Source organism: Desulfopila sp. IMCC35008 (genome assembly GCF_010646885.2).
Taxonomy (GTDB): Bacteria; Desulfobacterota; Desulfobulbia; order Desulfobulbales; family Desulfocapsaceae; genus Desulfopila.
On sequence record NZ_CP050700.1, the window covers coordinates 2,644,997 to 2,657,959 of the forward strand.

Here is a 12,963-nt window from a genome sequence, read left to right on the forward strand (position 1 = left end):
TATAATTGACACCAGATCTTCTTCTGCCATCTGTCATATTGTAAAGTCACGGGGCAGCTTTTTCAAAGAGTCTTCTCAACGTACGAAAAACCTAGGCTCCACAATATCATCGGTATTGGATTTTTTTTTGGTAATCCGATATTGATATCATGATAGTATTCTGTGTATCTTACACCCTGACTCACAGTTGAATATTGAAATTTACCTGACCGCCTGAAACCACTGTCATTACGTAACCGTCCTTCAAGTAGTGTCTTGACTGCCAGATTAACGTTTTTGATCGTTTTATACCAGGGAGCATGAAATGAAGATAACACCAACCATGGCAATTTGTGTTGTATTATTCACCTTTTCCCCTGCAATGGCTTCACCACGGGTTGGACAAAGAGTAGTAGGGATATGTACGAATGATTTGAACCTTTGGGGGCATGCGAGCCAATGCTCTTGCGATTCCGGAATCATCTATGATGAGCGATCCGGTCTGTGCCTTCAAGGCGATGATATCCAGCAGGTTACGGTCCAGGGAGCTATTACAGCTGGGATTGTTGCTATTGGTGGAGAAACTACTGGTTTCTCGATCAAGACTTCTGAAGGTGACTCTTACGAGCTTATTTTACAATCAGCTGACCAGGACAAGCTCACCAAACTCAACGGGATGTGGCTCGAGATTGAAGGAGAATTGATCAACATAGAAGCTATCGAAATTAAGGGAAGGAGAGCTATCATAACGGAGAGAATTGCTGTTCTTGAGTAATACAGATGAAGGTCAGTACCCCTTTTCAAAATCAATACAGAACTGCAGGTCTTGTCTCGCGATGAAACGATTGTAGTTATTAATGAATATTGGTGTGATATCCTCCGGATATGTTAAAGCCGACTTGTGTGATGTTATGATCGCTCCCTTTGTATTCCATAACGGGTGCGATTGTGGCAGCGGTTCCTGTTGAAAAACATCTAACACCGCTCCTGCAATATCCTGTGAGTTTAAAGCTCTTATTAAAGCTTTTTCGTCAAGCACATTCCCTCGACCTACATTGATCAACAATGCATCCGTTTTCATGGCTTTTAATACGGTACTGTTAATAAGGTGATTTGTGTTGAGGGTCTGTGGCAATACCGACACCAGGTAATCAAGGTCGCTGACAAAATCGAGAATCTTGTCAGGTTGGAACATTCTGTCAATTTCTGGTTTTGAGATTGCACTTCTGGAATAACCATACGTCGTCATATTAAAATGTTTTGCGGTCTGCGCTATAGCAAGTCCTATAGATCCAACGCCCATAATTCCTATTGTCCTGCCCCGAAGCAGACCGGGTCTAGGCATTTCCCACGTTCTGGCTTTCTGGAGTTCATAACACTGGAGCGCTTTTCGTTCATGCATAAGTATATAACAGAACACATATTCTGACATAATCGGTCCAAACACCCCCTTAACCCCTGTCAGCAGATAGTCCTGTCTGCAACCCTCTCCTAAAAGTTTGTTGACTCCAGCCCAGGTGGATTGCAGCCACTGGAGGTTTGTCATCGCAGGGAGAATTTCATAAGCCAAGTCAGGAGGGGCCAGCAGTATGTTCTGTTGGTTAGCCACAATGCGCGCTTTTTCAACTGTTACAGCAGGAGTAATCTGTAAATCGGGTAAGCCTGCATCTGCAATGAGCTTCGCATACTTGTGCGCATTATGCGATAGTATAAGCAGTCTATTGTTTTTCTGTTCTGTCATATTGTTCTCCCAGGAATCAGTCAAAATCTAGATATATATATTGATTTTCAGCCAAAGACTATTCTAGACATACGCTGTTCTTCTATACCCGATCTACCAACACAATTGCAGGAAATTACGCTTAAAGACATGATCAATGACACGTGAGGTTTCACCTGATATTACGGCCAAAGTTAACCAAATAGAATATTCTGACTACTCTCCCTAAGGATACAGCCTCAGCCTCCAGCTCTGGGGATAGGGTCAAAACTGCCAAGGCAAATACTATAATACAATTAAGTTTATAATAGATATCTTGGCTCTACAGAGTGTTATAACACCTTCCAAATTCCTTCAGCAGTTGCAATGAGCAATTCGCCACATCGTATTTCGCCCTGCATGAACACCAAGGACCGTGTTTTTCTAAGAACCCTTGCGGTGCCCAGCAGCTGATCCCCGGTTTTAGAGGCGGAGATGAATTTGACATCGAAGGAAATTGTTGCAGCTTTTGCGTTCTTATCGAGAGCCCGGTGAGCAGCTGTCCCCATTCCTGAATCCATCAGGCTCATGATGAAGCCTCCATGGGTAATACCACCAGGATTTAAATGAATGTCTTGTACTCTGGCCCTGAATTGGTAATCAGACTCAGAAATGTTTTTGAATTCTAAACCGCCATTATGTTTCATAAAACCAGTAAGGCTTATTTGTTGAAATGTATCGTTCATATCTTTTGTGATGACTTTTCTATTTTTGTTGGAGAAAATCCCAAAAACCTGCGCAAATCAGTAAGAAGGCCATAAACCTGTTCGCTGCTATATTGAGCTGTCTACAGCGTCTGGATAATACAGCAACATTTTCTCTGGTTATAAGAGAGATTTTGACTATGGCTTCGGTGAATCTCCAATATAGATATTTTGACTTCAACTATTTGAGATAGTGAATTATTTTGCCCACCCTTTTTTTTCAAGACGTTTCGGTATTCCCTGCTGGGTGCCAGCTCTTTCCCTTGAGGTGTTCGACGCCAAGGACCCTCGCCTTAAGATTTGCAAATGTTTGAGTGTCTATCATCAGTTTTGCGGTGAAATCCTTAAGGCATTCTTCGCACATTCCTACCACACTCCTCTCTGTAAGATTCTTGAAATCATGTGCACAATCAAAGCAAAGGGCACTCTGGTTTTCGCTGAATATGATTGTTTCAGCACTTCCGGTACCCACATGTTTGCAGACGACCCAGATGGAAACCTCTCCGTGTTTTTCACATGTATTTTTTTCGGTCATGACTGTTCTCGTGATTTGATATCTCTGTTGCTTCAGGGGTTAGATTCCAGGTCTCGGCAGGGAAGCATTAGCGGAGCATGGTAAAGAGGCTCAAAGGTTCTTCCTTAACCGCCGGCATGCTTCTTCAAGTTCTTCTTCTTTTTTAGAGAAACAGAATCGGGCGAGATTAATTCCATTTGGGTCACTGAAAAAGGCCCTGGCAGGAACAGAAGCTATTGATGTTTTCTTGAGGAGATAAAGTACCTTTTCTTTGTCATCATCACCAGGTAATGACGAAAGATCAGCCAGGACATAATACGCACCTTTTACATAGTCTGCTGCAAGCCCAACTTCATTGAGTGTAGAAATAAATGTATCCCGCTTCTGCTGATGGTCGCGTGCAACGTCGGTGTAATATTGCTTTGGGAGGTACTTAATCCCTTGATTCACCCCATATTGAAGAGGTGATGCCGGACACACATATACAAGGTCGTTCACCTCCGAGGCGGCACTTATTATTGATTCATCACAGATTGCATAGCCAATACGCCATCCGGTAACTGAGAAAATTTTAGAAAATCCTGATATAGCAATGACTCTCTCCTTAATGGCTTGCAAGCTGAGTGCTGAAGTAAAGGCAAGCCCGTCATAAACAAAATGCTCATAAATCTCATCACTAATAAGATAGATATCATTTTTCCCAACAATCTCAGCTAGCCTCGACATTTCTTCTTTGCTGAAAACCTTACCGCTAGGGTTTGAAGGATTACAAATTAGAATTGCCCGTGTTTTCTCGCTTATCGCATCTTCAAGTTTATCGAAGTCTATTTCATAATTTGGGGGCAAGGTTTTAAGGTATTTGATTTTGCATCCCAATGACTCCAGGGTGGACACGTGATAGCCATAATACGGTTCAAAGAGAATGATTTCGTCCCCCTCATCAAAGAGGGTCGTTGCCAGGCAATACAGTGCACCTGTAGCACCATTACTTACAAGAACGTTCCCGGCTTCAATCTTTCTGCCATAATTCCTGGTAAGCGTTTCACCAATTGCAGCGCGAAGATACGGCTCACCTAAAGCTGATGTATATACATTCTTGCCCATCTCAATAGCTTCTTTTGCTCCGGTTTGAACAACATCAGGTACCTTGAGGTCACAAAGCCCCTGCGCCATATTGATACCGTTCACCTTGTTACAGAGAATGGTCATTGCCCTGATTTCAGATTGCGTTATCTGTTGTGCCCTTTTACTGATATTCATAATCAAATTCTTTCGGTTAAGTTTACGCTATGGCTTCCAGTTAACATGCATATACAGAGTCAAACATGCTGCGTATTATACAAACGGTATATCATATCCAGCCCGCACTGACAGTTTTTCTTTTATTTTCAATCTATTACAGCCATAAAACCCAAGTATTCTTTTCATCTAATCCATCACTTTAGAGCAGCAGAAATAGCCATAACCAGTGTGGGTAGTGCGAAAGTGAAATCTTGAAGTCGGCAGCATCAACGCCCTTGCCTTGCGCTCAGTTTCTCGTACAACTGACAACTTTCGTCCTCGGTTATCTGAACCCCAAGTTCACCGACAAGTATTTCATAAAGATGTTCAGAATCGTTAATTTTTGTGTTTTGTGTACTGGTTTTAGAAATTATCCAATACTCCAAATCGCGTAAGGACATGGTTTTACTATCATGTATAACTGATACTACTAAATGATTAACAAAAACAGCATCGGGGTGTCGATGTGAATAGAAATGCCCTAACTCGCAGTCTGCCTGACCATAGCGAGAAAGTTCAAATCGATACAGAGAAAAATATTCTCCGTCTTTCATAACCTGCATGTGATACTCACCAGGTTGAGTTTCAGCCACGCGAAAAACATTGCCACGATCATTCGATTCGATTCCTGACATGGGAACCGGGATCCCTGGTCCCAGTGGACCAAAACCTACGTCCAGCACATATTGTTGCCCTTTATGCTCAACCATAGTGATTCGATGAGTTAGCCCTGGATGAATATTTTGATTGTAAATTACTCGCGCCAGGTAAATTTTTGGCGAAAATCCAAGCTCCTCCAAAACTTCATATAAAAAGCCATTTTGTTCAAAACAATAACCACCGCGTCGTCGGATAAAAATTCTTTGAAACAGGGATTCGAAATCAAGCGGTAAATCTTCACCAAGTTGGCATCCAACACTGCTGAAGGCAAATTTACCTACATGCCGGACAACAACATCATTCAAAAATGAAAAATCCAATTCCCTGCCTGTCAACCCAAGAGATCGCAGATATGTCTGGACCATGTCAGAGCGTTTTTTCATATTTTCAGTCACTTTCTTCTGTATCGGACATATTACTTTCACACCATGTAAGGCAGCATCACTGGACAATGGAATGGAACTGTCTATACCATACTATTGTAATGCTTCTCTTGGAATTGGAGAATCCCCCTCGTTGAGTTAGTTGGTTGTTTCTTCTCTTTCAACGCTTTTCAACTGCCCTCTACCGCCGCAGGGAACCCCGTCAAGGCCCGATTCCGATAAAGGGCCCCAACTGAATGCCCGGCAGAGGATATTGGGACTTGGTGGGGTGGATTATTTCCCCGGATGCCCCCTGAACGTTTTTTCTTTCTCGCTTGCCGAGCCAATTCAAGCTTCTCATCTCGTTCCCGGAAGATTTCCTGGGATCGTCCATTTAGTTTATCGATCGGAGCAATATATCCAATGGCACTGTTGAGGCGAACATTGTTGTAATGATGTATATAATCACCGACCACTCTTCTCGCATCTTCAAGGCTCAGCAGTACTCCCGGCCTGATGCATTCCCTTTTCAAGGTGCCGTGCCATCTCTCTATTTTGCCATTACTCTGCGGATAATAGGGAGATGTTCTAACATGGGTCATCCCAACAAACCTGATATACTCCTTAAAGTCTTTTGAGACAAACTGTGGACCGTTATCCGATATGATCCTTGGTTTCTCTTTAGGGAATTGTTCCCTGGCTCTTTGTAACACAATCTCAATGTCCTGCTCGGTCATCGATTCCCGTAACTCCCAGTGGACGATATATCGGCTGCACCCATCTAGAATGGTGCACAGGTAGTAAAAAGTCCCACAGATATTGATGTAGGACATGTCAATATGCCAGTGCTCATGTATCCCAAGGGGTTGAGTGAAACCATTACCCTTCTTCGACTTGCCCTTACTCCACCTCTGCAGTAGACCTGCACCGCTCAATACCCGGTAGGTAGAACTCGGGCTGACGGCGACAATATTGTTATCCAGCATCATGAAGGTGAGCCGTCTATAACCTTCAGCCGGGAACTTGTGATGATAATCGATTATTGCCTGCCTTTCCCAGGCTTCGAGCCAGAAGTCTCGTGGTATAAGGCCATTGTGCTCGTTGGCCTTGCCGTACCTGTCCTTCCAGTTGTAATATTTGCTTGATTGAATTTGCAGCCAACCGATATATTTCACTGCGGGGAGACCTGTTACCTCTGACCAGTACCTCACGAAATCTATTATACTGTCCCGAGTATCGTGAGGCACCCAGGCTCCTTTCAGATCTCCCCAAGATCTTTTTTTAGCTTGACGTGCTCCTCCATCAATTCAGAGAGCACTTCGTTCTTACGCTGAAGTTTTTGCTCCAGAGCTTGAATTTTGGCCTCATCCTGCTTTTTCTCGGTTGTCTTATTCCGATCAAAAGCGGCGGCACCGTGTTCAAAAAACTCTTTCTGCCACCTATAAAAGACGGTCGGGTGAAGATTGTATTCGTCACACAGATCTGAAACAGGGACATGATCAACAAGGTGCCGTTTCAAGATGGTTACTTTTTCTTCCCCTGAACGATTTTTTCTTTTCCTCTTCATTGAGTTCTCCTTTGGTTGAGTATGTTAACTCAAACAATAGAAAACTCCAATTCCCGCTGAACCAATACACTATCATCAGTCGTATCCCGTAAATATGTTTCCTGTTCTGCTTCGGAGTCGCCTCAAACTCGACATGCTCCCATTAATCTATCTTGCTAAGCCTTACCTGAACAGAAACTAAGGTTGATGTAATGTTCTTACATCGAGCTTATGATTACCAACCATTTGATTTTAGTTATAAACTCCGTATCACCGTTAACAGATTACCCAAACATATACTATTAAAGATTTGGTATCACATCGTTTTTAGAATACTATCTATAATAATTCTCTGTTACCACTCAGCAGTATAACAGGTGCTATTTTCCACCAAAAAGCATGCACCGAAAAATAGTGAAAGTTGCCTATTACAGGTTCTTCTCACGAGGCATAGACGATACATGCGTAGAGGTAAGCCAAGTAGTACTGCTTACAAGGTTGCACTCAACATTGTCACACTGGGATCAAAACCAGGAATGGATCATATTCTGCCCACCGGATTCGTGGAAGCGACCGAGAAGGTACTACTTGCTTCCGGGGTAGCCAGCAAACGCGTTATACGGTGGTCGCACTCTCCGAGAATGGTCGCGCTTTACGAATGGTTCGACTGGCTGCTGCCCGGACAATTCGAGGCATTCGCCTACAGGAAGGCTTTCTGTGAGGGGCAGGCAAGGATGGCGATTGCGGCAGGTGCCGGTCAGGTCCTTGTCCTGGGCGCAGGTTACGACATGATGGCCTGGAGGCTCGCGTCCGAGTTTCCCGATGTGGAGTTCTTTGAAATCGATCATCCTGCCACGGCTGGCCTTAAGGCGAAGGGAGTAGCCGAGATCGGACAGCCAGACAATCTCACGCTGATATCAGAAGATCTTGGCGAGCGGAATCTTGTGGAGATCATGCAGTCCGACACGGTTTGGGCCCAGTCGACCCAGACAGTTGTGATTGCCGAAGGCCTGCTCATGTATCTTCCTTCAGCGGCCGTCAAGGAACTCTTCCGCCGATGTGAGACTGTTACTGGCCCAAATTCTCGCATCGCATTCACCTACATACCAACAGGAGTTGACGGGAGACCTGACGCCGGCCGCTGCACCGGTTTCATGTTGTGGAGCCTCAAGATGAGAGGAGAACCATGGCTATGGAGTATAAGGCCTGAGGAACTCACCTCGTTTCTGAAAGAGCTGGGATGGATAAACGCACCTGATTACCCGGAGACCAACTCAAAGTATGGCGTAGAGCGTTTCGGTGTCGCCATGAAATGACAGAGAAGAATAAGGAGCTGGAAGGTGACGAAAAAAGGGAGATCAGTGTTTTCAGGTTGCCCTTGACAGTGGCTGACTTACGGACGAACCGGTGAATGAAGCGGTCGTTTTCTCTACACACTTCCGAAAAATTTTACTGGTTAAGGAGAAAGTAACCTGATCGATGCCAGTTTACTCCTACGCCTTACTCTTTCATCACTGCTCTGACAATATCCATATACTGGCTTAGCAACGGGGAACTCCATTTATCAACATGTTTTATCATCACGATAGAGGTTCGAAATGGGGCCATGGCAAGCTCTCTAATCCCTTGTTTTTGAGAGGCCAACCGCACCACAGGACAGATAGAAAGCCCTATTCCCAGCTCGACACAACGCATTAATGATGCAATGCTTGAGAATTCCATGAATTTGCACCGGATGTTTTTTTCTTTGAGAGACCTCCCAAACGCCCTGCGGTAGCTTCAATCAGTTTGAGGCATAAGCAGTGTTTCTCCTGCCAGATCTGGCAACAGCACCTCGCCCCGGTCACAGAGATGATGGCTTTCAGGAGCTATTACAGCTAATGTCTCTTCTTTTATAAATTCGACATCTGCATCTTTCATACTCAACTCATCCGTCATGAGGAAAGCCAGGTCGACACAGCCAGATCGTAATTCCTTTGCCAGCTGCAGGTCTGAACAATTGATATAGGTTATCTTGACATGCGGATTGAGTTGATGATATCTAGCTGTAACTTCTGGAAGGTACACGGATGCGACCGTTTCCGGCACCCTTACCACCAGTTCACCAGAAAGTTGCTGATCCTGCCGGAGTACCCCTCTGATTTCCTCTGTCATCCCTTCAATTCTTCCCGCATAATCGAGCAGTTTCAAGCCAGCCTCTGTTAGTGTGACACTCTTCCCGATACGGTCGAAAAGCTTTACTCCAAGGTCTTCTTCCAGTCCCTTTATCTGGGCAGAGACAGAAGACTGTGCCAGATGCAGGCTTTCTGCTGCTCTGGTAAAATTAAGTGCCTCGGCAACAACCCTGAATGTTCGCAACTGCCTTATTTCCATTGTGGCCTCCATCGAAAAAAACGATTGTAACAACCAAAATAAATCGTTTTACACGATCTATTTTGCCTGCTAATAGTTCATGACGATCAATATATATGAAAGAGGTCACACATGACAAGGAACAATCCATATACGACTATTGCGGAAAAAGCCGGCGAGTATTTTTTTAACGGGTATCATTGCGCAGAATCTGTCGTAGCGGCGGCATGCGATGTGCTTCCACAGATCGATACCCATAAGAGAGAAACGGCACTGACATGCTCAACCTGCTTTGGAGGAGGCTTCGGGAAATCGTTTGATGAGGCCTGTGGCGTTATTTCCGGAGCATTAATCGTTCTCGGCCTGTTATACGGGAGGTCGAAACAGGGGAAAAGTTGGGATACACCGGCCGACTTGACTGCACTGTTTCGTGAAGCATTTCTAAGGAAACACAAAACGACACATTGCGGCCAACTTCGGGAGAGATTTGGTGATGAAAACCAGATGATCGAATGCCAAAAACTGGTATGTGAAGGAACTGCAGAGCTTCTACAGCTCATCAAAGAGCATGAAGAGCAAAAAAACGGAAGGAGATGAAGCTGAAATCTGTATTATTCCTGCCATGTTGCTTTAACTTTCTAGGCTTAATGCCTTAATCATAGGTGCTTCTCTGGCATTCGTCAGGTTTCATCACCAGTGTCTATAATTCTGAGCTGCCATGAAGCTTCTCCTTTGAATAGCCCGTATAGCACGTTCCGTAATCCACCATTCGGTGCCGCATTTTTATCTACCGACACATAAATTGGAAAAGTCCTTATGAGCCGGTGAGCGGAAAGGCGGAATGTATCATGCCCCATATAACCATGAAAAATTTCCTCATCGCCCTCAATTTCCGGAAAATGTATCGAAGATAAGCTTTTGTCTTTATTCGAGGCAAAGGCTACTATATTTCCATAACTGCCAGACCCACTGGATACGGTGACAATGTAAAATTCGTCAAAACCGTTACCGTCAAGATCTGCTACATGAACAGCCTGGATTGGATCACTGTTAATTATATTTTCATTGAGTTCGAACTCAAATCCTGACGATCTCAGGTGTATATCACTAAGACTTTGCCCAAGAGGATGACTTTCCTTAATAATTAAAGATTTACCTGATCTGGTTTGATACTCACCAGCAGATACATCACCGCCAGATACACACATAATAACGTAGAATATCAAAATGATGCATCCATGAGAGGAAAATCTGCTAGTATTAATTTTCATCGACTGTCTTTCTTCATTAACATTGTCTCTTCGAAGATTCAGGCACTTTCTTATCGCTGCAAATTGAGGTTGCGACTATTGCCGCCAAACTTGAGGAACGTTTAAACAAACGACGCGCTTCATCGATTTATAATGAGCATAGCGAGCAGCAGTATACGACTGATTATCATTTGACTATTTCATAGTGCATATAAAGGACATTGAAAGGAAGATGAGCAAATTGTCTCAATGCACCTTCCCTGAACCCCTGTTTTTCATACCATTCTTTCAGATGAGTATGTTCTGCTATTATCCCTATACTCAGATCCCTGACCTTGCTATTGTACGAGTAATCGATGATATGCTGAACGAGGGCACCTCCTATCCCTTTATTCCTGAACTCCGGTACAACAGATAATCTATTCAAATAGGCTGTGTCTTTATCTGGTTGTTCAAATGCCACACAACCGCACGGCATACCGTTTTCTGTTGAGAGGAAATATTTTTGACCTCTATCCAGTTCAGATACTATCCACTCAGATGTACAGAAAGAAGGATGTTTTGGAGCATTATTTACGTTTAACCCAAACAGCTCTGCAACATCTTTATTACTTTTACTGACTATTGACGCTAGGAGTTCACAATCTTTTCTTTCAGCTTGTAGTATTTCCATAACAATCACATGAAATGAACTTTATTATGTACCTGGTTGCCCTTGGCTTCTGATCAATTCAGACGGTATCGGCTTTGATTTGTTTTTTGCAGTGAAGGGGATTAAAGTTTCAAAAAGAAGGCTATATGCCATGTTAATATTGTAAAAAGTGTTACGTACGAACAAGCCGGGTGAAACGACAAGATTACCATAATCGTCTCCGGATATTCTTCAGGTCTCGTTGAGTCAGTTGTTTCCCATCCACCGAGTTATGAAAGCAGCCGCATTCGATGTGCCGTTCTCTTCACGGAGACTGCGCCCCAGACGTGCAGCATTTTCGCGCATGGCCGAGTCATTCATTGCCGTATCAATAGCGCAGCAGAGACGATCAACAGTCAATTTACTTTGTGGTAGAGGAGATGGCCCGACTCCCATCCTCTCAACGTGCCGTCCCCAGAAGGGTTGGTCCCCAAAAAAAGGACAGATAATGTTCGGTTTCCCTGCCAGCAGTCCAGCTGCAGTCGTGCCACAGCCACCATGGTGCACGATAACACTAACCTGCGGAAAGAGCCATTCATGTGGTGCATCTTCGATATACATGACGGATCCTGATGGTGCTGAAACAACTGATTCAAGACCTCCCCAACCCGTGGCAAGAATTGCTCGAACGCCGGTGCGCCGTACTGCTTCCAGGATAACCTGAGTAACCCGTTTCGGATCACGTCCGAAAATACTGCCAAACCCAAAGTAGACTGGCGGTTCACCCTTTGCAAGAAACCCGGTCAACGATTGTGGAGGGTTCCAGTGTTCAGCCTGGTTAAGAAACCAGTATCCTGTCACTACTGCAGTCTCGGGCCAATCTTTCGGAGGAGGGATTATGTGTCGGCTGAATCCATGCAGCGTCGGGATCGGACGACCATCCGGAAGCTGCATCATAAGACCAGGGCTGCGCGGTGACAGCCCGTTCTGTGTGCGCCACGTCCTGACTCTTTTACTCATAATCGTCAAAATCCTTCTTATGAGATGATACGTCAGCAGACGATACCCGGATCCTAAAGGGAGCTCTGGGAATCCCATCGCCGGAAAACTAGCTGTCGGCACATACATCGGGAGCCAAAAGGCCAACATGCATGGAACTCCGAGTCTCTCAGCGAAGTCCGGCACTCCGATTGCTTTGGGATGGTAAAGAACCAGGTCCGGAGCGTATTCCTTGATCGCAACCCAGACATCTGACATCTGCCGCTCCTGGAGTTTACCAAGCTTCGGGATCACGGAACCAAGCGTTGCCAGGGTCTTCCATATGCTTCTAGCATTCCCAAGGATGGTCTTCCCCTCGGGTGAGTGCATGAAATTTATGAAATCATTGTTCACGTAGGAATAGTCGAGACCGTGTTCCCTTATGAAGGGCTCGAAGTGTGCACAGGTGCAAATGGTGATTCCATGGCCTGACTTCTTCAGTTCACGGCCTAAGGCGACATAAGGTTGCACATCACCTCGGGTACCAATTGTTGCTATGAGGATTTTCATCTAACTCTCTTGGCCGTTATAACAGTGAAAGTCTGAGAATTCACGGTCAAGACAACATCATTTATTGTGCACTTAAAATAATAGTTTTTACCTTTTCCCTCAATATCACCCAGAGGGGTTGATAAAATTATATTTCTTAAATATTTTTTAGTTTCCTCATTAGAATAATTTAGAATTCCCAAATTTTTCTTTATTCGTGAAAACCCCAAAGGTGTATTCCTGAATTTATTTGCTATCAATGCCCTGGTATCTTCATTCATTTTATTTCTAGCACTGAGCTAACCAACGATTATCCACCATTACTGTTTTGCTGTGATTTGGTTTGTCTTATTGTTGGATCATCCCCTTTTACTCTGCTGCTTCTTCAAAGAAGGTTC

General features: G+C 44.3%; 14 protein-coding genes and 1 pseudogene. 3 read left to right on the forward strand and 12 right to left on the reverse strand.

Annotated elements, in window-relative coordinates; all coding sequences use genetic code 11:
• Positions 1–304: 304 nt before the first annotated feature.
• The gene (locus GA520_RS11625) at positions 305–754 is read left to right on the forward strand and encodes a hypothetical protein (protein WP_163340132.1); all 450 of its coding nucleotides are present in this window, start codon (positions 305–307) and stop codon (positions 752–754) included.
• Positions 755–766: 12 nt separating this feature from the next.
• Here the strand turns inward: GA520_RS11625 and GA520_RS11630 are convergent, their stop codons facing one another.
• The 7 genes from GA520_RS11630 to GA520_RS11660 form a co-directional block, all read right to left on the reverse strand.
• The gene (locus GA520_RS11630) at positions 767–1,720 is read right to left on the reverse strand and encodes a D-2-hydroxyacid dehydrogenase (RefSeq protein WP_163340133.1); all 954 of its coding nucleotides are present in this window, start codon (positions 1,718–1,720) and stop codon (positions 767–769) included.
• Between the two features lie 311 nt (positions 1,721–2,031).
• Positions 2,032–2,424, reverse strand: a complete 393-nt coding sequence (locus GA520_RS11635) for a PaaI family thioesterase (protein WP_163340134.1) — start codon at positions 2,422–2,424, stop codon at positions 2,032–2,034.
• A gap of 238 nt (positions 2,425–2,662) precedes the next feature.
• Positions 2,663–2,977, reverse strand: a complete 315-nt coding sequence (locus tag GA520_RS11640) for a hypothetical protein (RefSeq protein ID WP_163340135.1) — start codon at positions 2,975–2,977, stop codon at positions 2,663–2,665.
• Between the two features lie 90 nt (positions 2,978–3,067).
• On the reverse strand, positions 3,068–4,216 hold the full coding sequence (locus tag GA520_RS11645; protein ID WP_163340136.1) for a pyridoxal phosphate-dependent aminotransferase: 1,149 nt from the start codon (positions 4,214–4,216) through the stop codon (positions 3,068–3,070).
• A gap of 248 nt (positions 4,217–4,464) precedes the next feature.
• Positions 4,465–5,280 (reverse strand): arylamine N-acetyltransferase, encoded by an 816-nt coding sequence (locus GA520_RS11650; protein WP_304511327.1) that lies wholly within the window; start codon positions 5,278–5,280, stop codon positions 4,465–4,467.
• Positions 5,281–5,450: 170 nt separating this feature from the next.
• Complete coding sequence (locus tag GA520_RS11655; RefSeq protein WP_240910286.1) at positions 5,451–6,506, reverse strand: IS3 family transposase; 1,056 nt, start codon at positions 6,504–6,506, stop codon at positions 5,451–5,453.
• 11 nt (positions 6,507–6,517) lie between these two features.
• Entirely contained in the window at positions 6,518–6,826 is a 309-nt protein-coding gene (locus GA520_RS11660; protein WP_163341234.1) for a transposase, read from the reverse strand.
• Positions 6,827–7,341: 515 nt separating this feature from the next.
• Here GA520_RS11660 and GA520_RS11665 point away from each other — a divergent pair.
• Positions 7,342–8,121: an SAM-dependent methyltransferase gene (locus GA520_RS11665; RefSeq protein WP_163339919.1), complete on the forward strand. Its 780-nt coding sequence runs from the start codon at positions 7,342–7,344 to the stop codon at positions 8,119–8,121.
• A 184-nt stretch (positions 8,122–8,305) separates the two neighbouring features.
• Here GA520_RS11665 and GA520_RS11670 read toward each other — a convergent pair.
• Positions 8,306–9,190: pseudogene (locus tag GA520_RS11670) on the reverse strand (LysR family transcriptional regulator).
• Between the two features lie 99 nt (positions 9,191–9,289).
• Between GA520_RS11670 and GA520_RS11675 the strand changes: the two are divergent.
• On the forward strand, positions 9,290–9,754 hold the full coding sequence (locus GA520_RS11675) for a C-GCAxxG-C-C family protein (protein WP_163339916.1): 465 nt from the start codon (positions 9,290–9,292) through the stop codon (positions 9,752–9,754).
• An 83-nt stretch (positions 9,755–9,837) separates the two neighbouring features.
• On the opposite strand, the gene GA520_RS11680 is transcribed toward GA520_RS11675, so the two are convergent.
• From GA520_RS11680 to GA520_RS11695, 4 genes are all read right to left on the reverse strand, one after another.
• On the reverse strand, positions 9,838–10,428 hold the full coding sequence (locus GA520_RS11680) for a hypothetical protein (protein ID WP_163339915.1): 591 nt from the start codon (positions 10,426–10,428) through the stop codon (positions 9,838–9,840).
• Positions 10,429–10,594: 166 nt separating this feature from the next.
• The gene (locus tag GA520_RS11685; RefSeq protein ID WP_163339914.1) at positions 10,595–11,080 is read right to left on the reverse strand and encodes a GNAT family N-acetyltransferase; all 486 of its coding nucleotides are present in this window, start codon (positions 11,078–11,080) and stop codon (positions 10,595–10,597) included.
• Positions 11,081–11,305: 225 nt separating this feature from the next.
• Complete coding sequence (locus GA520_RS11690) at positions 11,306–12,586, reverse strand: glycosyltransferase (protein ID WP_163339913.1); 1,281 nt, start codon at positions 12,584–12,586, stop codon at positions 11,306–11,308.
• On the reverse strand, positions 12,583–12,846 hold the full coding sequence (locus GA520_RS11695) for a DUF3781 domain-containing protein (RefSeq protein ID WP_163339912.1): 264 nt from the start codon (positions 12,844–12,846) through the stop codon (positions 12,583–12,585). Before GA520_RS11695 ends, GA520_RS11690 begins: the two co-directional genes overlap by 4 nt.
• Between the last annotated feature and the right edge of the window lie 117 nt (positions 12,847–12,963).

Coding starts and splice junctions, on each gene's coding strand:
- GA520_RS11625 (WP_163340132.1), top strand. CDS start 305: ATGAAGATAACACCAACCATGGCAATTTGTGTTGTATTATTCACCTTT.
- GA520_RS11630 (WP_163340133.1), bottom strand. CDS start 1,720: ATGACAGAACAGAAAAACAATAGACTGCTTATACTATCGCATAATGCG.
- GA520_RS11635 (WP_163340134.1), bottom strand. CDS start 2,424: ATGAACGATACATTTCAACAAATAAGCCTTACTGGTTTTATGAAACAT.
- GA520_RS11640 (WP_163340135.1), bottom strand. CDS start 2,977: ATGACCGAAAAAAATACATGTGAAAAACACGGAGAGGTTTCCATCTGG.
- GA520_RS11645 (WP_163340136.1), bottom strand. CDS start 4,216: ATGAATATCAGTAAAAGGGCACAACAGATAACGCAATCTGAAATCAGG.
- GA520_RS11650 (WP_304511327.1), bottom strand. CDS start 5,280: ATGAAAAAACGCTCTGACATGGTCCAGACATATCTGCGATCTCTTGGG.
- GA520_RS11660 (WP_163341234.1), bottom strand. CDS start 6,826: ATGAAGAGGAAAAGAAAAAATCGTTCAGGGGAAGAAAAAGTAACCATC.
- GA520_RS11665 (WP_163339919.1), top strand. CDS start 7,342: ATGGATCATATTCTGCCCACCGGATTCGTGGAAGCGACCGAGAAGGTA.
- GA520_RS11675 (WP_163339916.1), top strand. CDS start 9,290: ATGACAAGGAACAATCCATATACGACTATTGCGGAAAAAGCCGGCGAG.
- GA520_RS11680 (WP_163339915.1), bottom strand. CDS start 10,428: ATGAAAATTAATACTAGCAGATTTTCCTCTCATGGATGCATCATTTTG.
- GA520_RS11685 (WP_163339914.1), bottom strand. CDS start 11,080: ATGGAAATACTACAAGCTGAAAGAAAAGATTGTGAACTCCTAGCGTCA.
- GA520_RS11690 (WP_163339913.1), bottom strand. CDS start 12,586: ATGAAAATCCTCATAGCAACAATTGGTACCCGAGGTGATGTGCAACCT.
- GA520_RS11695 (WP_163339912.1), bottom strand. CDS start 12,846: ATGAATGAAGATACCAGGGCATTGATAGCAAATAAATTCAGGAATACA.